The sequence below is a fragment of the Pseudoxanthomonas sp. 22568 genome, from assembly GCF_052044485.1.
GTDB lineage: Bacteria > Pseudomonadota > Gammaproteobacteria > Xanthomonadales > Xanthomonadaceae > Pseudoxanthomonas_A > Pseudoxanthomonas_A beigongshangi.
This window is the reverse complement of sequence record NZ_JBQENC010000005.1, coordinates 124,259-146,898: the sequence shown is the minus strand read 5'-3', so window position 1 is coordinate 146,898 and position 22,640 is coordinate 124,259. Positions and strand designations below refer to the sequence as shown.

The 22,640-nt window shown below is 66.8% G+C and carries 23 protein-coding genes and 2 pseudogenes; 13 read left to right on the top strand and 12 right to left on the bottom strand.

The features are described from left to right. The first annotated feature begins 11 nt into the window (after positions 1-11). Positions 12-626 (top strand): DNA N-6-adenine-methyltransferase, encoded by a 615-nt coding sequence (locus ACTJI2_RS08250; RefSeq protein WP_440841715.1) that lies wholly within the window; start codon positions 12-14, stop codon positions 624-626. 58 nt (positions 627-684) lie between these two features. Here ACTJI2_RS08250 and ACTJI2_RS08245 read toward each other — a convergent pair whose 3' ends face one another. After that, positions 685-1,473 carry a DUF2884 family protein gene (locus ACTJI2_RS08245; protein WP_440841713.1) on the bottom strand — a complete coding sequence of 263 codons (789 nt, stop codon included), beginning with the start codon at positions 1,471-1,473 and terminating at the stop codon, positions 685-687. 194 nt (positions 1,474-1,667) lie between these two features. On the opposite strand from ACTJI2_RS08245, the gene ACTJI2_RS08240 reads away from it, so the two are divergent. Then, entirely contained in the window at positions 1,668-2,177 is a 510-nt protein-coding gene (locus ACTJI2_RS08240) for a DUF1697 domain-containing protein (protein WP_440841712.1), read from the top strand. A gap of 43 nt (positions 2,178-2,220) precedes the next feature. Here the strand turns inward: ACTJI2_RS08240 and ACTJI2_RS08235 are convergent, their stop codons facing one another. Further along, positions 2,221-2,409 (bottom strand): helix-turn-helix domain-containing protein, encoded by a 189-nt coding sequence (locus tag ACTJI2_RS08235; protein WP_440841711.1) that lies wholly within the window; start codon positions 2,407-2,409, stop codon positions 2,221-2,223. 234 nt (positions 2,410-2,643) lie between these two features. Between ACTJI2_RS08235 and ACTJI2_RS08230 the strand changes: the two genes are divergently transcribed. Then, positions 2,644-3,021: a hypothetical protein gene (locus tag ACTJI2_RS08230; RefSeq protein ID WP_183640625.1), complete on the top strand. Its 378-nt coding sequence runs from the start codon at positions 2,644-2,646 to the stop codon at positions 3,019-3,021. A gap of 18 nt (positions 3,022-3,039) precedes the next feature. On the opposite strand, the gene ACTJI2_RS08225 is transcribed toward ACTJI2_RS08230, so the two are convergent. Then, a complete protein-coding gene (locus ACTJI2_RS08225) occupies positions 3,040-3,417 on the bottom strand; it encodes a YciI family protein (protein WP_440841710.1) in 378 nt (125 codons plus the stop codon). Between the two features lie 247 nt (positions 3,418-3,664). Between ACTJI2_RS08225 and ACTJI2_RS08220 the strand changes: the two genes are divergently transcribed. The 7 genes from ACTJI2_RS08220 to ACTJI2_RS08190 all read left to right on the top strand — a co-directional run bounded on the left by ACTJI2_RS08220 (position 3,665) and on the right by ACTJI2_RS08190 (position 8,205). Continuing rightward, positions 3,665-4,084: a YciI family protein gene (locus tag ACTJI2_RS08220; protein ID WP_183640629.1), complete on the top strand. Its 420-nt coding sequence runs from the start codon at positions 3,665-3,667 to the stop codon at positions 4,082-4,084. Between the two features lie 51 nt (positions 4,085-4,135). Next, a complete protein-coding gene (locus ACTJI2_RS08215) occupies positions 4,136-4,543 on the top strand; it encodes a VOC family protein (RefSeq protein ID WP_440841708.1) in 408 nt (135 codons plus the stop codon). Between the two features lie 53 nt (positions 4,544-4,596). Continuing rightward, positions 4,597-5,028 carry a VOC family protein gene (locus ACTJI2_RS08210; protein WP_440841706.1) on the top strand — a complete coding sequence of 144 codons (432 nt, stop codon included), beginning with the start codon at positions 4,597-4,599 and terminating at the stop codon, positions 5,026-5,028. Beyond that, complete coding sequence (locus ACTJI2_RS08205) at positions 5,025-5,690, top strand: dihydrofolate reductase family protein (protein WP_183640638.1); 666 nt, start codon at positions 5,025-5,027, stop codon at positions 5,688-5,690. Before ACTJI2_RS08210 ends, ACTJI2_RS08205 begins: the two co-directional genes overlap by 4 nt. Before the next feature lie 40 nt (positions 5,691-5,730). Then, the gene (locus ACTJI2_RS08200) at positions 5,731-6,396 is read left to right on the top strand and encodes a dihydrofolate reductase family protein (RefSeq protein ID WP_440841704.1); all 666 of its coding nucleotides are present in this window, start codon (positions 5,731-5,733) and stop codon (positions 6,394-6,396) included. Between the two features lie 16 nt (positions 6,397-6,412). After that, on the top strand, positions 6,413-6,790 hold the full coding sequence (locus ACTJI2_RS08195) for a YciI family protein (protein ID WP_183640644.1): 378 nt from the start codon (positions 6,413-6,415) through the stop codon (positions 6,788-6,790). A gap of 152 nt (positions 6,791-6,942) precedes the next feature. Continuing rightward, positions 6,943-8,205 (top strand): RNA polymerase sigma factor, encoded by a 1,263-nt coding sequence (locus tag ACTJI2_RS08190; protein WP_192199058.1) that lies wholly within the window; start codon positions 6,943-6,945, stop codon positions 8,203-8,205. A gap of 54 nt (positions 8,206-8,259) precedes the next feature. Here ACTJI2_RS08190 and ACTJI2_RS08185 read toward each other — a convergent pair whose 3' ends face one another. The 5 genes and pseudogenes from ACTJI2_RS08185 to ACTJI2_RS08165 all read right to left on the bottom strand — a co-directional run bounded on the left by ACTJI2_RS08185 (position 8,260) and on the right by ACTJI2_RS08165 (position 17,442). Continuing rightward, on the bottom strand, positions 8,260-11,109 hold the full coding sequence (locus ACTJI2_RS08185; protein WP_440841701.1) for a TonB-dependent receptor plug domain-containing protein: 2,850 nt from the start codon (positions 11,107-11,109) through the stop codon (positions 8,260-8,262). Between the two features lie 88 nt (positions 11,110-11,197). Beyond that, positions 11,198-12,091, bottom strand: coding sequence for an AraC family transcriptional regulator (locus ACTJI2_RS08180; RefSeq protein WP_192199060.1), 894 nt, complete (start codon positions 12,089-12,091; stop codon positions 11,198-11,200). A gap of 258 nt (positions 12,092-12,349) precedes the next feature. Continuing rightward, positions 12,350-13,039: pseudogene (locus ACTJI2_RS08175) on the bottom strand (response regulator); the annotation flags it as partial. A 429-nt stretch (positions 13,040-13,468) separates the two neighbouring features. After that, a pseudogene (locus tag ACTJI2_RS08170) lies at positions 13,469-16,456 on the bottom strand (ATP-binding protein); the annotation flags it as partial. 350 nt (positions 16,457-16,806) lie between these two features. After that, a complete protein-coding gene (locus ACTJI2_RS08165) occupies positions 16,807-17,442 on the bottom strand; it encodes a response regulator transcription factor (protein ID WP_183640658.1) in 636 nt (211 codons plus the stop codon). A gap of 342 nt (positions 17,443-17,784) precedes the next feature. On the opposite strand from ACTJI2_RS08165, the gene ACTJI2_RS08160 reads away from it, so the two are divergent. Then, positions 17,785-18,222, top strand: coding sequence for a transposase (locus ACTJI2_RS08160; RefSeq protein ID WP_192199063.1), 438 nt, complete (start codon positions 17,785-17,787; stop codon positions 18,220-18,222). Between the two features lie 90 nt (positions 18,223-18,312). Here the strand turns inward: ACTJI2_RS08160 and ACTJI2_RS08155 are convergent, their stop codons facing one another. Continuing rightward, the gene (locus tag ACTJI2_RS08155) at positions 18,313-18,558 is read right to left on the bottom strand and encodes a DUF3297 family protein (protein WP_183640663.1); all 246 of its coding nucleotides are present in this window, start codon (positions 18,556-18,558) and stop codon (positions 18,313-18,315) included. A gap of 145 nt (positions 18,559-18,703) precedes the next feature. On the opposite strand from ACTJI2_RS08155, the gene ACTJI2_RS08150 reads away from it, so the two are divergent. Further along, entirely contained in the window at positions 18,704-19,267 is a 564-nt protein-coding gene (locus tag ACTJI2_RS08150) for a DUF6630 family protein (protein WP_440841700.1), read from the top strand. A gap of 17 nt (positions 19,268-19,284) precedes the next feature. Here ACTJI2_RS08150 and ACTJI2_RS08145 read toward each other — a convergent pair whose 3' ends face one another. Both ACTJI2_RS08145 and ACTJI2_RS08140 read right to left on the bottom strand, forming a co-directional pair. Then, complete coding sequence (locus ACTJI2_RS08145; RefSeq protein ID WP_440841699.1) at positions 19,285-19,971, bottom strand: hypothetical protein; 687 nt, start codon at positions 19,969-19,971, stop codon at positions 19,285-19,287. An 80-nt stretch (positions 19,972-20,051) separates the two neighbouring features. Next, positions 20,052-20,663 (bottom strand): LysE family translocator, encoded by a 612-nt coding sequence (locus ACTJI2_RS08140; protein WP_440841697.1) that lies wholly within the window; start codon positions 20,661-20,663, stop codon positions 20,052-20,054. Between the two features lie 106 nt (positions 20,664-20,769). Between ACTJI2_RS08140 and ACTJI2_RS08135 the strand changes: the two genes are divergently transcribed. Beyond that, positions 20,770-21,234, top strand: a complete 465-nt coding sequence (locus ACTJI2_RS08135; RefSeq protein WP_440841695.1) for an Lrp/AsnC family transcriptional regulator — start codon at positions 20,770-20,772, stop codon at positions 21,232-21,234. Between the two features lie 27 nt (positions 21,235-21,261). Here the strand turns inward: ACTJI2_RS08135 and ACTJI2_RS08130 are convergent, their stop codons facing one another. Further along, positions 21,262-22,437 (bottom strand): SGNH/GDSL hydrolase family protein, encoded by a 1,176-nt coding sequence (locus ACTJI2_RS08130; RefSeq protein WP_440841694.1) that lies wholly within the window; start codon positions 22,435-22,437, stop codon positions 21,262-21,264. Positions 22,438-22,640: the final 203 nt, after the last annotated feature.

Genomic DNA, 22,640 nt, shown 5'->3' with positions numbered 1-22,640 from the left:
AATGCCCGACCATGCCCAAGACGCCCCGCACCAACATCGTCGCGCTCCCGGTGTCCACCGCCAGCGCCCACCGGCTCGGCTACATCGGCCGGGTGCCGACCGCCAAGGCACGCGACGCCGATTCCTGGTTCACCCCGCCGGAGTACCTGGACTCGGTGCGCGCGGTGATGGGGGGCATCGATCTGGACCCCTTCACCTCGGAAACCGCCAACGAGATCGTCGGCGCGCGCCGGATTCTCACCGCCGAGCGTTCCGCGTTCGACGAAGATTGGAACGTCGGCCGGCGCGGACGGGTGTTCATGAACCCGCCCTACTCGGCGGGGCTGTGCGCGCGCGCCGTCAACCGTTTTGTCGATCAGCTGGAAGCCGGCCAGTTCGGCGAGGGCGTGGTGCTGGTCAACAACGCCACCGACACCCGCTGGTTCAACGTGCTGGTCGCGCGCTGCACGCGCATCTGCTTCACCCACCACCGCATCAGTTTCTGGAACGCGGACCGCAAGCACATCTCCGGCAACACGCGCGGGCAGGCGTTCTTCTATTTCGGCCGCAACGCGGACAAGTTCGCCCGCATCTTCAGCAAGCACGGCTTCGTGGTGCACCCGGTGGGCGAAACCGGGCCGGCCTGATTTTCCTGCTGTCCGCCCTGAAAACGGCGGACGCGGCCGGCAGGCCGCATGGCGTCGCTCAGGGACGCGCGGCCACGGCCGCCTTGTTCTCTCCGTCATCGCCCGAGATTTCCAGCAGGCGCAGCGGCTGGCCCTCGTGGCGGTATTCCAGCGCCGCCTGCACAGCGTCGATGGCGCGGACCTGCGCGCACAGACCGTCCGCGCGCACCTCAATGGCTTTCGTGCGCACTTCCAGCATCTGCTCCAGCTCCCGATCCATCTTGTCCGCGCGCGCTTCCAACTGCCCGGCGCGGCCGGTGAACACGCTCCACAATGCGCTGCGCCCGATCATCGAGGCCATCGATTCGGCCGCGTTCTCGATGTTCTCCTCGAACTTCTCGTCGAAGACTTCCTGATCCCAGCGACCGCGACCCAGGGTGCGATCGACATGGCCGATCGCCTCGCTGCGGAAATCGTCCACCTTGCGCGCCTTGCGCTTGCTGCCGGTCATCGCCTCGACCACGCCGGACAGCGCATCGAAGGTCACCTCGACCGAATCGCGGGCCAGCCCGGCCACTTCCGGCATCAGCCGGTAAGCCTGGTATTCCAGCTGGCGCAGGCGCTGCGCGTCGGCATCGCTGATCGTGCGCACCTTGCGGTCCACGCTCAGTTCGCCGTCGTGGAAGAACACCTCGCGCGGCGAACCCTCGTCACGGTACAGCCACACGCCGCCGGTATCGACCAGCACGTTGTACGGCGTGCTGATGCCGCATTGGCGGGAATCGACCTTGGGCCGCACCGGCTCCCCGGCGTGGGCCGCCAGCGGCAGCAGCGCGAGGACGGACAGGATGAGCGGCAACGGGCGCATGGCGGTATCCGGGTGGAACGATGGCGCAAGCTTCGCGGATGCGCGCCGGCGCGACCCGTGGGAAAAGTCATGGCGACCACCGTCACCCCGTCCTCCATGTGAAGCGGAGCCAGCCCCGGCCACGCCGTCCCCGGTGAGACACGCGGGAAACTCCGCCCGCGCCGCCGCGTGATGGGAGCGCGTATGCTGGCGCGATGGAAACCTATATCGCCCTGCTGCGCGCCGTGAATGTCGGTGGTACCGGCAAACTGCCGATGGCCGAACTGCGCGCCATGTGCGAGGACGCCGGTTTCCGCGACGTGCGCACCTACATCGCCAGCGGCAACGTGGTGTTCCGCAGCCCCAAGCGGGCCGCGGGGGTGAAGGCCGCACTGGAGGAACGCCTGGCCGCCTACGCCGGCAAGCCGGTCGGCGTGGTGCTGCGCCAGCATGCGGAACTCGTGCGCGCGCTGGAGGCGCAGCCGTTCACCACGGCGGCGCCCAACCGGGTGGTGGTGATCTTCCTGGATGAACCGCCGCCGGCCGATACGCTGGCCACACTGCGGCATCGGCGCGACGAACAGATCGCATTGGGCGAACGCGAGATCTACGTGCACTACGGCGACGGCATGGCCGACTCCCGCCTGGTCATTCCCGCCGCGCGGGCCGGTACCGCGCGCAACCTCAACACGGTCGCCAAGCTGATCGGGATGGCGGCGGAGTAGGGCGTCGTCGTTGGCCGAACCGATGGGCGGCCGGCGGCGCGGATCAGTCGATCGGCTTGAGCAGTTCCCGGATGTCCACCGACAGCGCGTTCGCCAGCCGTTCCAGGCCGTCGATGGAGATGTTGGTGACGCAGCGCTCCAACTGTGACACGTAGGTGCGATGGAATTCGCCGAGTTCAGCCAGTTCTTCCTGGCTCAGATTGCGCGCCTTGCGCAGTTTCTTCAGGTTCACGGAAATGCGTTCGCGCGCGGTAGTCGCGGAGCGCGGCGGGGACGACGGCTTGGCCATGTCTCAGACTCACCCGCTACCGTTTGACAATCTACAGAGCATTCATCTACCGTGTTTGAATCTCGTTTTTCGTCAACGGGAAAGCCGCTGGACGGGCACGGGATCACATCGACTGAACGCACAAGGAGGTTGCCCGTGCATCCGTATTCAAGAAGTGAAACCGCTCACCAGGAAAGCGTGGACGCGATACCCGCGGAGAGCGTCGCGTCCAACGAAAACTCACTGTCGCAATTGCTGCACCTGCTGCAGGGGGCGCACGAACCGGTCCTGGCCGACGTCGGCATCACCCGCTTCCCGCCGGCGCGGCTGGAGGCCCTGCACGGCAATGCCTCCCGCGAGGCCGAAACCTGCCTGGATCGGGCGCAGCTGATGCTCCACCTGATGGAGGGCGCGCTGGAAGGCGAGCACCCGCCCGAGCCGGCGCTGCTGCAGCGGGTGGCCCAGCAGATCGGCCGGACCCTGGCCGACCATCGCCGCTGGCGTGATCTGGCCGACAACGCGGCGTATTACCGCGACCATCCCGGCGTGAAGGCGCGGATCAGCGCGCAGCTGTAAGCCGCGCGATGGCGGAACTCAGCCCAGGCCGACCCGCTGCCGTTCCAGCCCCATGTCGTGCACCGGCCGCACTTCGATGCAGCCGAAGCGCGACCACGGAAACTCATGGGCGATCCGCACCGCCTCGTCCAGGTTGTCGGCTTCGATCAGATTGAAGCCGGCCAACACTTCCTTGGTCTCCGCGAACGGGCCGTCGGTGATGGCCGGCTGGCCGTTGCGGATGCGCAGCGAACGCGCGGTGCGGCCCGGCTCCAGCTGCTGGCTGGCAATCAGGGTGCCGGCCTGCTTCAGTTCGTCGGCGTGGCTCAGGCAGCCGCGCATCAGTTGGTCGTATTCGCCCGGAGGCAGGGTCTCCAGCAGGGCGTCATCGGTATAGACCAGCAACAGGTACTGCATGTCTTGCTCCAGTGAGGGGGACGGGTGCCGCCGCCGGAGCGCGCATGATGCCGCATCCGGGCGGGGCGGGCATCCTCCGGCCCAACCGTCGCAGCGGTCGAGACCGGCGCTGCCCGGAGTGCCCGCCCCCGGAAAAATTTTTTGAGGGGGCTGTCGATCCCGGCCCTTCACGCCCGTCGTACCCAGTAAGCAGCGATGCTCCGGCCTCCGGACGCCGCCCTTCCCATTCCCTCCGAAGGAGTACGACATGAAAGTGATTGTGTTCGTGAAAGCCGATGCCGATACCGAAGCCGGCGTGATGCCCACCCAGCAGCAACTGGAAGAAATGGGCCGTTTCAACGAGGAACTCGTCAACGCCGGGGTCATGCTGGCCGGCGAGGGACTGCGCCCGACCTCGCATGCCGCGCGCGTGCGCTTCGATGGCAAGCAGCGCACCGTCATCGACGGTCCGTTTGCCGAGACCAAGGAATTGGTTGCCGGCTTCTGGATCTGGCAGGTGCGTTCGCTGGAAGAAGCCATCGAGTGGCTCAAGCGCGCGCCCTTCGACGGCGGCGCCGAGGTCGAAATCCGTCCGATCTTCGAACTCGACGACTTCGGCGAAGCGCTCACGCCGGAATTGCGTGAGCAGGAAGAACGCCTGGCCGCGCGCATCGCCGGCGAGAAGTAACGCGTACCCGCATCCTCCCGCAACATCCCTGACAAGAAAAGGAATCCTCCCATGCGTCTCAAGCACTATCTCAGTTTCGATGGCGACTGCCGCCAGGCCCTGACCTGGTATGCCGGATTGCTGGGCGGCCAGGTGGCCGCGATGCAGAGCTTCGGCGAAACCCCCGGTTGCGGCGACCTGCCCGCCGCGCTCAAGGAGCGGATCCTGCATGGCCGCGTCGACGTCGGCGCGTTCAGCCTGATGGGAACCGACGCCACGCCCGATCATCCCTACCAGGGCGTCACCGGCGCCTACGTGGTGATCGATCTGGATGATCCGGAACAGGCCGAATCGCTGTACGCCGCGCTGTCCGAAGGCGCGCAGGTGGTCGAGATGCCGCTGCAGCAGACGTTCTGGGCGCGGCGCTATGGCAGCCTCGCCGATCGGCATGGCGTGCGCTGGATGATCAACTGCACCTGAGCCCCTGCAATTTCCTCCCGAAATCCATACGCCATACAACCAGGAAAATTCCGATGCCCACGCAAATCTTCGTCAACATCGCCGTATCCGACATGGCCCGCTCGAAAGCGTTCTACGAGGGCCTCGGCTACCACTTCAACCCGCAGTTCACCAACGAGCAGGGCGCCTGCCTGGTCATCAGCGACACCATCTACGTGATGCTGCTGACCCGGGAATTCTTCCAGGGCTTCACCGACAAGGCGCTGGCCGACCCGGGCACGCATGCCCAGGCCATCCTGTGCCTGTCCGCGGACGACCGCGCCGGTGTGGACAAGCTGGCCGACGCGGCCATCGCGTCGGGTGGTCGCCAGCCGCGCGAGCCGCAGGATCATGGCTTCATGTACCAGCGCTGCTTCGAGGATCCGGACGGCTACCTGTGGGAAGTCGTCTACATGGACATGGCCGCGATGCAGGAGCAGGAACAGGAAACGGAGCAGGTGTCATGAAACTGGTGGTGACCGCCTTCCTGAGCCTGGATGGCGTGGTGCAGGCGCCGGGCGGTCCGGACGAGGACCGCAGCGGCGGCTTCCGGCATGGTGGGTGGGCCGCGCCCTATTTCGACGAGGCGATGCTCACCCTGATCAACGGCGGCATGGCGAATCTCGATGCCCTGCTGCTGGGCCGGCGCACTTACGAGATATTCGCCGCCCACTGGCCGCATGTCGGCGACGAGGACCCGGTGGCCGCGCGCTTCAACCGCATCCCCAAATACGTCGCCACGCGCACGCTGGATACGTTGGCATGGCAGGGCAGCGAGCGGCTGGAAGCCGACGTGGCGGCGGATATCCGCCGGCTGAAGCGGCAGCGCGGCGCCGAACTGCAGGTGCACGGCAGCGGTGGGCTGGTGCAGACGCTGCTGCGCGAGGATCTGATCGACGAACTGCAGCTGTGGTGGTTCCCGGTGGTGCTGGGCGAGGGCAAGCGGCTGTTCGCCGACGGCGCGGTGCCGGCATCGCTGCGTCTGCAATCGCACCAAGCCTTCGATACCGGCGTGATCCGCCAGTGCTATCGCATGGAGGGCCGGCCGGAGTATGGCTACTTCGGCCTGGAGCAACCCTCGGCGGAAGAGCTCGAGCGCCAGCGGAAGATTGCCGCCGGCGAGGACTGAGCGAGGAACATTCCGGACCGGCACATCCCAGGAGCAACTCATGTCGCGGCTGCGTTTCCGTATTTCGATCTCGCTGGACGGCCATGTCGCCGGTCCGCAACAGAGCGTGCAGAACCCGCTGGGCATCGGCGGCGAACGCCTGCATCACTGGGCAACCGCGCTGGCGTCATGGCGCCGGGCGCACGGCATGGAAGGTGGCGACGTCAACGCCAGCACCACGGTCATGGAGGAATCGATGGCCGGCATCGGCGCCACGATCATGGGGCGCAACATGTTCGGCGGACATCCGGGCGGATGGAACGAGCGCACGCCCTGGAATGGCTGGTGGGGAGATGACCCGCCCTTCCACCATCCGGTATTCGTGCTGACCCGCCATCCGCGGCCACCGCTGGCGCTGGGCGACACGCGCTTCCACTTCGTCACCGAGGGCATCCATGCCGCTCTCGAACAGGCGCGCCGCGCCGCCGATGGCCGCGATGTCGCCCTGGCCGGAGGTGCGCAGGCGGCACGCCAGTACCTGTCGGCGGGCTTGGTCGATGAAATGGAGCTGCATCTGGTGCCGGTGCTGTTGGGCGGCGGCGAACGCCTGTTCGAACGGATCGGCGACGATCTGCACGGCCTGGCGCTGGTGCGCACGCTGGCCACGCCGACGGTCGTGCACCTGAAGTTCGAACGCCCGGACGGCGCGCGCGGTCCGGTGCGCTGAGCGGAGGGCGGACGCGATGAAGTATCTGTGCCTGGGCTACTTCGATCCGGAACGGATGGACGCCTGCCCGCGCGAACAGGTCGAACAGGCGATGCGGCAATGCGAGCCGCATCTGGAGGAGCTGTATGGCAGCGGGCAGGTCATCCTGGACGCCGGGCTGGGTCGGGAAATCCACAGCCTGCGCCGGGTCGGGGACGCGGTGCGGGTGGCCGAGGGACCGTTCGCGCCGGGCGAGGCACGCGTCGGCAGCGCGTTCCTCATCGAGGCCGACGACATCGACCATGCCGTGCGCATCGCGATGCTGCACCCCACCACGCGGCTGGACGAGGGCGAGGCCTGGGGATGGGGCATCGAGATCCGGCCGCTGCATTACTTCGAACTGGACGGCTGCTAGCAAAAACGGCCGACACGGCCGGCAGGGCGGCTTCCGGACGGCCGCGCCCAGGGAAGGCGAACCGCCCGCGGACCTGGACAAAAGGGGTGTGCCGATGAGGCGTCCGCCATTCAGCTTGCACGGTGCGCCGGGCGGTGGTCAGATCGCCGGCCATGGCCCCCCACGATCTGCACCGCACCCTCGACGCGCTCTGGCGAATGGAATCCCCGCGCCTGATTGCCCGCCTGACCCGCATGCTGGGCGACGTCGGCCTGGCCGAGGAGATGGCACAGGACGTGCTGGTGTCCGCGTTGGAACGCTGGCCGGCGTCGGGCGTGCCCGACAATCCCGCCGCCTGGCTGATGACCGCGGCCAAGCATCGCGCCATCGATCGCCTGCGCCAGCACCAACTGCACGCGCGCAAGCACGACGAACTGGCCTACGAGCTGGATGGGCAGGACATGCCCGGTCCTGACGACAGCGACCGGCTGGAAGACGACATCGGCGACGATCTGCTGCGCCTGGTGTTCATCGCCTGTCACCCGGTGCTCTCCACCGAGGCGCGGACGGCGCTGACCCTGCGCCTGCTGGGCGGCCTGTCCACCGATGAAATCGCGCGCGCATTCCTGCAGGCGGAGCCGACCATCGCCCAGCGCATCGTGCGCGCCAAGCGCACCCTGGCGCAGAAGCAGGTGCCGTTCGAGGTGCCGCGCCGGAGCGAACTGGCCGAGCGCCTGGATTCGGTGCTGGAAGTCGTCTACCTGATTTTCAACGAAGGCTACTCCGCCACCGCCGGCGATGACTGGATGCGCCCGGCGCTGTGCGAGGAGGCCCTGCGCCAGGGTCGCGTGCTGGCCGGACTGGTGCCGAACGAACCGGAAGTGCACGGCCTGCTCGCCCTGATGGAACTGCAGGCCTCGCGGGCCCGCGCGCGCACCGCGCCCGACGGCACGCCGATTCTATTGCTGGAACAGGATCGCGCGCGCTGGGATCGCCTGCAGATCCAGCGCGGCCTGCAGGCGCTGGAGCGCTCGGTGAAACTGGGTGGCGCGCAGCTGCCCTATACCCTCCAGGCCTCGATCGCCGCCTGCCACGCCCGCGCCGTGCGCGCCGATCAGACCGATTGGCCCCGCATTGCCGCCCTCTACGCGCAGCTGGCGGCGGTGATGCCGTCGCCGGTGGTGGAACTCAATCGCGCCGTGGCCCTGAGCCGCGCCGAGGGCGCGGCCGCGGCCTTGCTGCTGGTGGATGCACTGGGCGAGGAACCGCTGCTGCGCGAATACCCGCAGCTGCCCGCGGTCCGCGGTGACCTGCTCGAACAACTGGGTCGCCGCGGCGAAGCACGCGAAGCCTTCGAACGTGCCGCCGCCCTGACCCGCAACGCCCGCGAACGCGACCTGATGCTGGCGCGTGCGGCGGCGTGCCTGGATGCATGAAAAAACCTCTCCCGCGGACGGGAGAGGTTGAGGGCACTTCATCTTGGCGGCGGATCAGAACCGCTGCTGGTACTTCATGTAGATGAACCTGCCGATGTCGAAGTCGCCGTAGTACGGGAAGTCGCTGCTGCGGGCATTCGAGTTGGAGAACAGCAACGGTCCGCGGTGGTTGAACATGTTGTCCGCACCCAGAGAAACCGTCGCTTCCCACGGCAGGTTTACGCGCGCCTGGATGTCGTGGAACGTGTTGGCGCCAACGCGGCGGGCGGCACTTTTCTCGCCGTCGGCATAGCGGCCGGGATCGGTGCACGGCCGGTTGGGGACACAACTTTCCCGCATGCCGGAGTAATAGCGCGCGGTCCACGAAATGCCGAACTCGTTCTTCTGCCAATCGACACCCAGGTTGGAACGAAGCCGGAAGATGCCGGGGATGCCAACCGAACCGCTCATGATGTCGACTCCGTGGCGGTTCTGCTTCTGCTCGTCGTACTTGCTGACGTAGGAAGACTGCCAGTCGATGCTGAACTGTCCTGCGGCAAACTCGGGAAGCCGGTACTTGACGCCCAGGTCGTAGCCTTCCGTCTCCATGCGGCCCAGGTTGATGAGTCCGTACGTCATTCCGGTGATATGGCCGTCGCTCGGATCGCGCTGAACGGAGGAGCAGCGGGATGCATTTCCGAGGACATAGCAATCCCGAAGAATGCGATCAACGCTGTCGGAGATGATCATGTCCTTGAGCGAGTAGTTGTACCAGTCCAGCGAGATATCCAGGCCTTGCACCCAGCGCGGACTCCACACCACACCAACGGTCTTGCTGCGGGAGGTTTCCGGGCGCAGCTGCGCGTTCGGCATCCGGATGAACTGGTCCGGCGTCTGGCAGGGGTAGCTGGTGCAGGGAATCAGGCCCTGTCCCAACTGGACATAGCCCACGGGGACCCCGGCGGCATTGCAGGCGGCGTTGCCATTCACGGTGTCGGTGGCCTTGGTGCCGCAGGGATCGGTGTAGCGCTCGAAGCTGGTGGAGAAACCGCCATAAAGATTGCTGATGGAGGGAGCCCGGAAGCCTTCGGCGAACGTGCCGCGAACCAAGAGCTCGTCCAGTGGACGCCACGTGAACCCGTACTTGGCGTTGGTGGTGTCGCCAAAATTGCTGTAGTCGGAGTAACGCCCCGCGGCGTTGAACGTCAGCTCCTTGGCGCCCGGCAGGTCCGCAAGGATCGGAACATTCAGCTCCAGATAGACCTCATCCAGTTTGTAGGAACCTTCCGTGGTGGATCCGCCCAGGCCTGTGCTCTCACCCGACTGGGAGAACGCATCGGGGGCGAAGCGCCCTTCTTCCTTGCGATGTTCCACGCCGATCGCCAGGCCCACCTCGCCCGCAGGCAGGTCGAACAGGCCGCCCGCGAGGTTGGCGGTATAGCTGGTGGTGCGGGTCAGGCCGGTGTCGGTGTAGTGCGGCAGCAGGAAACGTTGCAGGTCCGCGTTGGCCAGCGATCCTTGGCCATCCACGCCGTGAGGGAGGAGGGGATTCCAGGGGCGGCAGGCGGTCAACGGGATGGGGCTGTTGGCGGAGCCGCATTGCGCGACGCCATCACCGTTGATGAATGACGGACCGAGCGCCTGCCGGGTAGCGATCAGGCTGGCGTCGCCATGCCCCGTCTTGGTCAGCGTGTTGCGGTTCCAGAGCGCGCCGATGTCCCAGTTCCATTGGCGGCCACCCATTTCGAAATTACCGTCGAGGCTGCCCGCGAAGCGGTAGGTTTCCAGTTCGCTCCTGGTCGTGCGGGGGACTTCCCAGAGGCGGCGGCGGAAGGTGACGTCCTGGCCGGGCGTCGGGTTGAACGCGCTGTCGCGGCTGAGAGGTGTTCCAAAGGCGGCGGATTGATAGGGATAGCCGGCGATCTGCTGATCGGCGGTCCGATGGTTGTAGAGCGCGTCCACGTTGAAGGTCACGCGGTCGTTGATGTCGTAGTACGCGCTGGCGAACACCGAACGGCGTTCGACGCCCGTCTGGAGGTACATCTGCTGGTTGGCGTTTGCGTTGTCCGAAGCGGTGTGCAACCGATAGTCGGCACGATTCGTCGGATCGCCGCCATCCTTCAACGTCCACCACTTTGCGGCAGCCGCAGGCGAGCACGGATCGCAGAACGAGCCGTTCTGGCTGATCGGACTCCAGCCATCACCCTTGTAGTCCGGGCCGGCGCTCCCCCATTTGCTGAACCAGCGATCTCCCGCCGATACGGGCTTCTGCTGATGGTATTCCACCGAGAGGGTGGTTCCACTGCGTTCGCCCTGGGTGCCGAGGCTGAAGGAATACTGATTGGTTCGGCTATCGCCGGCGCTATCCTGGCCCCAATAGGCATTCACTTCCAGGCCTTCAGTCTGTTTGCGCGTGATGACATTGACCACGCCCGCAATGGCATCGGATCCGTAGATCGCTGAAGCGCCATCCTTGAGCACATCGATACGCTCGATGGCCGCCATCGGAATCTGGCTGAGATCCTGAGACCCTCCCGTGGTGGCGCCAAGCCGCTTTCCATTGACCAGGATCAGCGTTCGCGTGGTACCGAGATGACGGATGTCGATATAGCTTCCACCGACGGCTTCACCCGCAGAAAGCGCGTTGGCGCGCGATATCGATGGGGAACCCGCGGAGGTAAGGTTCTGCAGGACGTCGGCGACAGACGTGAAGCCCTGCTTCTCGATATCCTGGCGACTGAGCGTCAGCACAGGTTGACGCGTTTCCATCTGCACGCCACGGATACGCGATCCGGTCACCTCGACCTTGTCGAGTGTCGAGACCTGGTCGGACGATTGCGCGAAGGCGGCGGGGGACAGGGCCAGCAGCACGGACGCCTGCAGAACGCCGAGCCGCAGGGCCGACGTGGACTTCTTGTACTTCATTTCGAATGCTCTCCTGGGAACGCTAAATAAGGCTAAAAAAACGCCTTCTTAACGTTACCGGCGGATGTGAGCGGAGACGTTGCTAGCTTTACGCAGTGGCTTTGCTCGAATTGCCTTCCTGCTGATCGCCGTGACGGCGATAGTCGGTGGCGGAGATGCCGAAGTGCGCGCGGAAGGCGCGCGAGAAGCTGCAGTTGTTCTCGAATCCGGACGCCTGGGCGATTTCGCCGATGGGTGCGCCCGTGCTGATCAGAAGATCCGCGGCATGGGCGAGGCGGATCCGCGATGCCGTCACCTGCGGCTGCTCCTCGTAGACGAAGGTGTAGGTGCGCGAAAAATAGCTGTGCGAGAAATTGACCAGGCGGGCGAGCTCGCGCATGGGGATGCGCCGGTGGTGATGTCCCTTCAGGTACAGGCGGGCGCGTTGCAAGCGCACGAACACCTGGTGGCGGTGGCCGCGGGTCCTGCCGGGGCAGCGTTGCGCGAAGCGCTGGAGGTCGCGCTGTACTTCGGCCATGAACGCCAGCAGTGGCCGGGTATCGCCGTGGCTGCCGGCCCCCATCAGCGCACGTGGGCAGGCACGCCGCCACAAACGCAGGAAGACCACGCGTTCGCGGCGATTCAATCGTCCGCGACCCGGATATACCCGCGAATCATCCGCCGGCCGCCGCGAGGGCGATCCGCCCGCCTCGAACGACATGCCCAGGCACAGCCCGGTCGAACTGGCCTGGACGGTGGGGCGCGACTCCCGGTCCAGGGCGATCCACTGGCCCGGCCTCAGCCGGAACCGTCCTTCGGCGGACTCTATCCAGGCTTCGCCCCGCACCTGTACCCACAACGAGAACCGGCGCGCCTGCAGGCCGAGATTGCCCTGGCGGGAAACGGCGAGACAGCGCGGCGGTGCATGCGGAGTGGTGGTTTCTCCGCAGCGCAGGGTCCGGCCACGATCGGCCCACAGCATCGTTGCTTCCATCTTGTTCATGCCTCCGGTCCGGCACGCCGAAAGGCGCGGTGATTGCGTCCGGCGGACTCCGGACGGATCGGCAGATTGGCCGGCGTGGCGGAGCGCTGGAATCGGAAAGCTCCGAGACCCTCGTCAGGACCGCAAGAAATGCAAAGCGAACGGGTGCTTTGGCTCAGCCGCTGGAGGAAGCCGTGAAAAGTGCGTGGCCGGAACGATTGCCCGGACCGGATGCATGCGACGTCTGGCGCTCCGATCTTTGGATGGACCGGGGTTTTTTCAGGGCGGATGGGGCAGGGCGCTGGCGTGATGGTGGTCTTGCAGGAGCGATGCCTCGAGGAACGCCACCCGCTCGCGTATCTCCTGTTCGCGTTGGCCGATCGCGCGGGCGTCCGCCGCGAATACATCGCCTTCCGGAACCGGTGCCACCAGCGCCAGCGCGCCTTCCATGCGGTGCAGCAGCTCGCGCCGGGCGACCAGTGCCGAGGCCGGCAAGCGATCCAGCCGCGCAAGGTCCTCGCGGCACGCCGCGACCAGGTCGGGAATCAGATCGCCATCGTCGCCGTCCGGAAGCACGTCCTGCGGTGCGGGCTGTGGTTCGAGCACGGACTGGGAGGCGGGCGACGGGCGCAGGTGGTGCGCCAGCTTGCCCGCCAATTGATCCAGTCGCACCGGCTTGGCGAGGAAATCGTCCGCGCCGGCCTCCAGGCAACGCCTGGCCTGCTCGGGCAGCGCGCTGGCCGAAAGCGCGATGACGGGCAGGTGGCGGCCGGACGGCTCGGCGGCGCGGATCCTGCGCGTCAGCGCCAGCCCGTCCAGGCCCGGCATGTGGCAATCGGTGATCAGCAGATCGATGCCACCTGCCGCGAGGACCGCCAGCGCGCGTTCGCCATCCTCCACCACGGTATGCGTGTAGCCGAGGCGATCCAGCTGGCGCGCGATCAGCGCCCGGTTGACCGGATGATCCTCCGCAACCAGGACATGCCGGTTCACCGGAAATGCTGGCGGGAGCGCGGGCGTCGGTTCACGGGCCGGCTGTTCGCCGAGGGCTTCCCGGCAAGCCTCGGCCACGGCGTGATGCAGCAGCGGATCGCCCGGCAGCGCGATGCAGGCGCGCCCCGGTCCTGCGGCGAGGGGCGCCTGCAGGTCGACGCGGACGCAGGGCGTTTCCGGTGCGCAACCGGCCGGACCGACGGCACAGGCATCGACGACCGCCAGATCGAAACCGACGGACGCCGGAAGGTCGGTGCCTTCGCCGCTCAGCACGTCGAAACCCAGTGCCGACAGCGAATGAAACAGGCCTTCGTTTCGCCACGGGTCGCGGCTGCGCAACCAGGCGCGTTTGCCCGCGAACGCCGCCACCGGCCGGAGCGGCTCGCTGACCGGCAGGCTCAGTTCGAACACCGCTTCCGTCCCGATGCCGGGTTCGCTGGCCAGGCGCAAATCGCCGTCCATCAGGGAGGCGATGCGGCGGCTGATCGCCAGGCCCAGTCCGGTGCCACCGAACCGGCGTGCTTCCGACCCTTCCGCCTGCACGAAGGGATGGAACAACTGGGCGAGATCGTCTTTCCCGATTCCGATGCCGGTATCGGTGATGGTGAAGCGGATGCGCTGGTATCCATCGGTTTCCCCGACGACCGACAGCCTCAGCGCGACATGGCCATCGTCGGTGAACTTGATGGCGTTGCTGACCAGGTTGCTGAGCACCTGCCGGATCCGCGTGGCATCGCCCAGCAGCGCGCCGGCCACCCGGTTTTCCTGGATCACGTGCAGGCGGACGTGCTTTTCCCTGGCGCGCGCGGTGAACAGGCCGGCGACGCTGTCGACCAGCGCGCGCGGATCGAAAGGCTGGCGGGCGATCGCCAGCCTGCCGGCCTCGATCCGCGAATAGTCGAGGATATCGTCGAGGATCTGTAGCATCGCCTTGGCCGAGTCGTCGGCCAGGCGAAGCATGTGCGCCTGCTCGCGGTTCATCGTCGTGCGTGCCAGCAGTTCAATCAGGCCCAGCACGCCTGCCATCGGCGTGCGGATTTCATGGCTCATCGAGGCCAGGAACGCCGCCTTGGTCGCCGCGGCCGATTCGGCGCGCGCCTTGGCGTCGTGCAGCGCCTGTTCCTGCGCATGCGCGGCGTCGATGTCAATCCAGTACCCGCTCCATTCCAGGGTTCCGTCGGGCAGTCTGCGCGGTTGTCCCGCCTCGGTTCGCACCCAATGCCAGCGATCCCCGAACCTCAGCCGGAGATCCAGCGTGGGCAGGGCACGCAGGGTGCGCGCGGTCTCCCGCAAGGCCGCCTTGAGGTGTTCGCGATCATCCGGATGCAGGCGGTCGTAGAGCTGGCGTTCGTCGGCGACCAGTTGTTCCGCCGAGAGGCCCAGCAGGTCCTGCACATTGCCGGCCGCATAGATGAAACGCCGCTCGCCCCGCGGCGAGAGCCGGAACTGGAAGACCGTCGCCGGAATGGCATCGGTGATGTCGGACAGGCGCTGCTCGGAAGAGCGCGCGCGTGCCTGCGCGGCACGGATCTCGCTGACATCCACGAGGGTCGCCAGCCGCCCGGCGGGTTCGTCGGCGTCGTAGAGGAATGCGTGCGACCACAGGATCACGTCGCGCGGCGCCGCGCCGGCCTCCGTCTCCGGCAGCCGCAGCTCGCCGTGTTCCGAGGCTTCGCGTCCGGGCAGCGCGCGATCGGCAATCCGCATGCCGGCCAGATCCGCGCCCGGGTCCGGCCGCGCGTCGTCGAGCCGGCGCCCCAGCAGTGAATCCCGCCCGCATCGGAACATCGCCTCGTAGGCCTGGTTGACCGCCAGGTACCGTCCATGCGCGTCCCTGGCGAAGATGGGATAGGGAATGGTTTCCAGCAATGCGCGCTGGAATGACAGCTGTGCTTCCAACGCTTGCTCCGCGCACACCCGGGCGCGGGTCAGGCGGTGCAGTCGGGCGTACGCCAGCATGACCGCGCCGATGATGACCAGGGCCATGGCGATGCCGCCCGCGACCCAGCCCCACGGCACCCCGTAGTGATAGGAACTGCTGAGCCAGCGTGCGCGGATGGCGCGCTTCTGCGCGGGTGCCATGTTGGCCAGCACGCGATCGAACAGCGGCAGCAGCGCCTGCAGGTCGCCGCGTGCGCCGAATGCGAGCTCCTGGTCGAGTTCCGCCGGTCCCACCACCCGCAGATCCGCGGCATAGTGATCGCGTATCAGCGAATCAATCGCGGGCAGGGTGCCGATGTAGGCATCGGCCTGTCGCTCGGACACCATCGCCAGGCCCGCCTCGTTGCTGGCAACCGGACGGAACGTGGTCCGCTGCAACTGGCTCTGCAGCCTGCCTATCAATCCGGCTTCGTCGCGGACCGCGACCACCCGCCCGTCGAGGTCGCGTGCGCCGGCGATGGCCGGACCATGCGTGGACGCCACGATCACTTCCGGGAAGTACTCGTATGGCCGGCTGAATGCGACATCGTCATGATGGAAATCGTCTGGCGTGCCGGCCGCGACCAGATCGATCTCGCCGGACTTGATCATCTGTTGCAGGTGATCCCAGTCGCGTGCCGGAATCGGCTGCAGGCGCAGGCCCAGCTGTTCGCCCAGATGGGCGAGATAGTCAGCGGCCAATCCATCGAAGCGGCCTTCACCGTCCATGAAGCTGTACGGGTACCTATCCACCTCGAATCCCACCCGCAGCGTCGGCAGCGCGCGCAGGCGTTCCAGTTCCCCGGCGCTCAGCGAGGCGTTGGCCGCGGCGCCGTCTTCGGCGGAATCGCCAAAGCCCCAGCGATCGCGCAGCCGGGCCAGTTCCGCTTCGTCGATGCTGGCGGCGGCCTTGTCCAGCAACGAGGCCAGGGGAGCCGCATCGACCCGCACCGCGGGCGAGAACGCCAGGGCCGGCAGGCCCGCCGATCCGGTCAGGTTGAGATCATCGGCCCGGCGACCGGCCAGCAGCGCCCGGGTGCGGGCCGCGGTGACGCCGATGTAGGCGTCGGCTTCGCCACGGGCCAGGCTGTCCAGGCATTGCAGGCCGGTATCGCAGTACTGCAGCACCGCGTGCGGATAGGCGCCCTGCAGGCGCACGATGGTGTCCTGGAAGCGGCGCTCGATGAGAATCCGCGCCCGCTCCAGATCCCGTTGATCGCGCGTGCGCGTGTCATTGCGACGAGTGACCAGCACGGGAGCGGCGCTCAGGTAGGTCCGCAGCAGGCGGACGTGGCCCTCGTCGCCACGGGTATGGGGCAGCGCGAGCAGCAGATCGAAAGGCGGTACCCGCCTGGCGGAGCGCGACGCGACGGCCTCCCAGTCGGTGAATGGATGGAAGGCGACCTGCAAGCCGGCGCGCGATGCAAGCAGGCGGACGTAGTCGATGCCCAATCCTTCCGGCTGGCCTCCCATCCAGGCTTCCAGCGGCATGTGATCGCCCGCGAATACGCCCACGCGCAACACCGGATGGGCGCGACGCCAGGCGATTTCCTCCTGGTCCAACGCCAGCGTCGTATGCGCGGCCGCATGGGCGACCACGATCAGTGACAGGCAGAGGGACCCGGCCAATGCCAGCATGCCGGACAGGCACGCACGCAGGCGGGAGGAAACACGGAAGGACATGACAGGCACGCGCAAAAGCGATGCGCGTCAGCCTAGGAGTGGTGCCCTGGCCTTCGAATCGGATTATTCCTAATGTCGCGACGCCCGCGGGCGTGCTTCATCTCTCAGACAGCGTTTTTGTACGGAGACACGGTCGTCCGTCAGGAGAGCATGCCCTTCTCGCGCGCGTAGGCGTAGATGTCGAAGTCGTTCTTCAACCCCAGCTTGGCCATCGCCTCCTGCTTCTGCGTGCTGATGGTCTTGACGCTCCGGTTGAGCTGGCGGGCGATCTCGGTCACCGACTTGCCCGATGCGAACAGGCGGATGACCTCGGTCTCGCGCGGCGAAAGCGGAACCGCTTGCGCGGACTTGCCGTTGCCGGCCTGGATCAGCAGGCGCTGGCTGGCCTTGCTGACGTAGATCTGCCCACGCATGACCGTCTGCACGGCCGTGGCCAGTTCGGTCATGGCGTCGGTCTTGTTGATCAGGCCACGCACGCCGATATCCAGGATCGATTGCAGGACGGCCGGGTTGGTGACCATGGTCAGCACGATCAGCGGCATCTCGGGCAGGCGGCGCTGCAGCAGTCCGATCAGGGACAAGCCGTCGGCTTCGTCCTCGTTGGGCATGCTGAAATCGGTAATCACCAGGTCGCAGGGATGCTGGGCGAGGATCTCCATCAGCGAACCGCTGGAACCGGCAACCGCGACGATCTCGTGGCCCGAGCGTTCGAGCAGCTGACGGACAGCGGCAACGATGATCGGGTGATCGTCGGCGAGCACGATCTTCAATGTCATGTGCCGTGGTCTCCCGGATTCTGGGCTGAAAGCAGTCACATTCTATATCGGGGCTTTGCCATTCCGCGAACCTATCGGATTCGCAAGCCACCGCCATCGCATATTTTGTGACTACGTCTGCGGAACGTGCGCTTTACGGCGGAATTATCGCTTGCGCACCGGCGAATCCGTGCCATTCCGGAATTTTTCAGACGATTCCGATGTTCGATGGCCTGTGACGGGAAGAACACTGCCAAAACGGTGGATCCGCGGTTGCCGACGGATATGCAGACAAGGGGCCAAGACGATGTCTGCAGTGGGCACGGAGTCCGCCGCTTCCATGTCCCAGACGGTAGCCAGAACATGCTGACTGAAAATCAGGAAAGTCTCGACGCCACGATCAGCCGCCTGACGCAGACGCAGGATGCGTCCTGTTCCCTGTCGGCGGTGCTTGAACCCCAGTTGAGCGATGACGAGTGGGCGCACATCGTGGTCAATCTCGGGGGAAGACTCGGTGCGCGCGCGCGCGGCCACAAATCCAGTGCCCGCTGTTTCGTCGAGGCGGTGCTGTGGATGGCGGGAAGCAACGATGCCTACTGGCGTTGCCTGCCCATCGAATACGGCGCCAACCACAGCGTCTACGTGCGCTTCTCGCGCTGGGTCAAGGCGGGACAATGGGACCCGGTGCTGGCCTGCCTGCCGGAAAGCGACGCCCGGCGGCAGGGCCTGGCCCGGATGGTCGCGACCCATCGTGCCTCGCTGCAACGCAAGCAGCGGTACGCCAACCATCAGGCTGCCTGATTCGACAGGTCGCGGGTGATCGGGTGGAACGCCTGTTCCACCCGAGCACAATCCGATGATGCATGGCGGGCGCGGGCGCCCGCCGTGAACTCAATGCTGTTCGCGGAAGTAGGCGACCACTTCGCCCTTGATCTTCAACGTCATCGGATTGCCGCGGCGATCCTTGGACTTGCCCACCGGCACCCGGATCCATCCTTCGCTGACGCAGTATTCCTCGACGTTGTCGCGTTCGACACCATTGAAGCGGATGCCCACGCCGCGGTCGATCATTTCCGCATCGTGGAAGGGGCTGCGCGGGTCGGAGGCCAGGCGGTCGGGGGGCGTTTCGGTGCTCATGGTGGTGGTTTCATGTGTCGCGGAAGGCGCATAGGATAAACGTCCGGGGGCCGCCTCCCAAGTTCCTGCCGCGGCCCGCGTCCTCGGTGACGAACCCCATGGTGGAGGCGAGGCAGGAATCCCGCGGATATCCAGGACATTTCCCATGACCCGACCCGACGAAGACGACTTCGACGCCGACGATGCGTTCTCCCGCTCCGGTGACGACGAGGACGAGGACATCGATCTGGGCGATCAGGAAGCCCTGATCTGGAACCTGCTGGTACTGATCAACCCGGGTGACGAGGAGACCGCGCTGCGCCAGTTCGCGGCCTGGCGCGAGCGCATGGCCGAGGCCGACAGCGACGACGATGGCCGGATGCTGTGGGCGCTGAAGGACGCGATCGACTGGACGTCGGGTTTCTATGTCGACTGGAAGGACAGCGAGTCGCTGATCGACAGCGTGAATGAACTGGCTGCGCGCTGGAACATCGACATCGACTGGGGCGGCGATCCCGGCGACGAAGACTTCCTCGATGGCGTGGACGTGCCGGGCCTGATGGCGGTGGCCTATGACCGCCTGCGCGAACATGGCTACACGCTCTGGAACTGGAACACCGACGGCGATGCGTATGCGGGCTGGATCGCGCTCAGCCGGGACGACGAGGGCATGCAGCAGCTGTGCGTGGCCCTGGGTATCGAACTGCGCCCCGGCAGCGACGCGTTCTGACCGGCTGACGACCACGATCAGCGCCGGGATTCGGCTTCATCTCCCAGCGCCATGCCGGCACCCAGGCCCATTCCCGCGCCGGCGCCACCCGCTCCGGCTCCGGCGTTACCCGTCTTGCCGCCACCCTGGCGTGGGTCGTCGCGCGCGCCCTCGTTCTTGCTGGCCTTGCCACCGCCGCCACCGGGACGCGCCGGGCCCTGGGGAGGAATGGCCAGGCCGGGCGGTATCGGATCCAGATCAAGGGCTTGGCGGATGAAATCGCGCAGCGACATCACCAGTTCATCGGTGCGTATCGGCCGGCCTTCCACCATGTCGGTGGCGGCGCGGGCGGCCAGCCGCACCTGTTCGTCGGTGCCCAGCAGGACGATGTCGGACAGCGCGGCCTCGACCGCGTCGCGAATCCTCCGCGAACGATCCGAACCGGTGCCGGCCTCGTCGTCACCGCCCTGGGCCTGCCGGATCCGAAGATCCCGCAGGTGCGTCGGGTCCACGGCCAGATGGCCGGTGAAGGAACCTCCCAGGGTCTTGTAGGCGGCGATGAGCGTGCGCAGCCGTTCGTTGATCTGGCGATTCTCGCGTTCCCGCCGTTGCTGGATGGTCTGCATGACCAACAGGCGGATACCGACGCCGATCAAGGTGATTACCGCCAGGCCGAGCAGCGTCGACAGCAATGTCTGCCACGAACTGAAGTCCAGACCACGCATGCGATGACCTCCGGTATCCGCCGCGTTCGCGGCGGGTGGAACGATAGCAGGCCGGATGCGTGCCGCACTCCGGACGATGATCAGCCGATGGCCAGCTTTCCCGCCGCCACCGCGATGAGCCCGCCGGACACGCCTTCGATCCAGCGGCGGCGACGTTCGTCGAGACCATTGCGCCAGCCGCCGGACGCCATGGCCAGGGCGAGCAGGGAATAGAACGCCGCGCACAGGCCGATGAAGATGGCCGACAGCGCAATGGCCTGCGGCGCCGCCGGAGTGGTGCTCGAGATGAACTGCGGCAGGATCGCGAAGTAGATCAGCATGCCTTTCGGATTGAGTGCGGCGGTCAGGAAACCGCGGCGGAATTCCGCCCTGTGCCCGTCGCCGCCGACCTGCAAACCACCCGGTCGCGTCGCCGACCGCAGCAGGCGCCAGGCCAGCCAGGCCAGGTAGGCGACGCCCGCCCAGCGAAGCATCGCGAACAGCGGCGGCGACGCGGCGATCAGGGCCGCCAGCCCGAGTGCCGCGAGCATCGAATGCACCAGGTATCCGGTGCAGACCCCGGTCGTTGCGCGCAATCCGGCACCGGCGCCGCCGCCCAGGGTCTGGGCGACGATGAACAGCATGTCCGGGCCGGGAGTGGCGATCAGCGGCAGCACGGTGGCCGAGAAGAGCAGCAGGGTGGTCGTGTCCATGGCCGATCATGCTAGGGACAGTGGCTTGCCACAGGGTTGCGAATATTCCAGAAATTTCGGCTAGATTGGCATTTAGTGCCAATAGATTCGAAAAATGGAGGTACATATGCCTTTCAAGCTGGACGAGCTGGATCGCCGCATCCTGCGCGCGCTGCAGGGGGACGGGCGCATGCAGAACACCGAACTGGCACAGGTTGTCGGCCTCTCGCCCTCGCCGTGCCTGCGCCGGGTACGGCTGCTGGAGCAGGCCGGCGTCATCGAACGCTACGTGGCGGTGGTCAATCCCGCCGCGGTGGGTTACCCGCAGACCCTGTTCACGCGGGTGTGGCTGACCGCGCAGGACGCGGACACCATCGACCGTTTCATCGCCGCGATGGAGCGGCTGCCGCAGGTGATGGAGTGCTACATCATGCTGGGCGAATGCGACGCCATGCTGCGGGTGGTGGTGGAGGACCTGGACGACTATCGCCGCTTCCAGACCCGCCACCTCACACGCGCCAACGGCATCCAGAACGTCAAGACGGATCTGCCCAGCCAGGTCGTGAAGCGCAGCCACGCCCTGCCAATCTGACGTCCACGGCCGCGTGATTCCTGGCCGTCATCGGGCCACCGTTCCGGAGGGCCCCAGGCGCACGAGGTCAATGGCGTCCGCCATCGCCTGGTAGCCGGCATCGTTGGGATGCAGGTGGTCGCCGCTGTCGTAGGCGGGCAGCAGGCGATCAGGCTGCGCGGGATCGCGCATTACTCGATCGAAATCCACCACAAGGTCGAACGCGCCCGATTCGCGGATCCAGGCATTGACGGCTTCGCGCTTGGCGATCGCCTCCGCGCTGGGCGGTGCGGGGAAGGTGGTGCCGCCGCGCGGCAGCAGGGTCGCGCCCCAGACTTTGATATCGCGCGCACGGGCGCGGGCGATGATCTGTTGCATGCCCTCGATGATCTGCGTGGCGCTGACCTTCTGATCCGGCGCTTCGAGCCGGTCCGAGGCGGAGATGTCGTTGCCACCCTGCAACAGCAGCATCCAGCGCACGCCCGGCTTGTCCAGCACATCGCGTTGCAGGCGCGACAGCGAACTCGGCCCGCGATAGGGCGCCACGCCGTCGTTGAGAATGCGATTGCCGGCGATGCCGGCGTTCACCACGGCGATGGACGCCAGCGCCGGATCACGTTGCAACCGTTGCGCGAGCCGATCGGGCCAGCGGGCATTGGCGTTTTCGCTGGAGCCCACGCCATCGGTGATCGAGTCGCCCAGCACGACGAAGGCGCGCGCGCCCGCTGGCGCGGCGACTTCCAGATCGGTCAGCAGGTAGCGGGTATCGTCGGGTTCGCCTTCCGGTTCGAACCGCGACCGCGAGGTGAGATCGCCCCGCGCCAGGTACACCGTCTGGTTGCCGACCTGGTGGACGGTGGGTGCGGCTGCGCCCTGAGGCAGGTAAAGACTGATGGCGAGCATCTCCAACGCCGTCACCGGCAGATCCACCGCGTCACTCAGGACCGAACCTCCCGGCGGGAGCGTCACCTGCGGCAGGCCGGCGAATGTCACCGATCCATCGCTGTCGGCTTGGATGGCGACACCGTCCGCATGCCGGGCCAGCCGGACCGGACCGATCGTGAGTGGCTGGCTGCCGAACAGGTTGGACAAGCGCACGCGGACCGCCGCTCCGCCCAGGCTGGTGCGAACCACCTGGCGTATCGTCACGGGCGGCAACGCCTCTCCCGCCCCCACCGGCGCCGCACTCCAACTGGCGACCCAGTGATGGTCGTCGTCGCGCATGGGAGGCTGTGCCTGGACGGGGACCGGCGATGCCAGCGCAAGCAGCAGGCAGGCCAGGGGAAGAGCAAAGGATCTCGACGCGAAGGGCATGCGGGTTTCCCGGGTTGGATTGGAAGCAGCCGGCCCTGTCTGGCAGCGACCGGTGCGCGGTACGATGCCGGTCCCGCCGGCCCGAAGTCCTGAAGGCGGGCCTGAAACGCGCT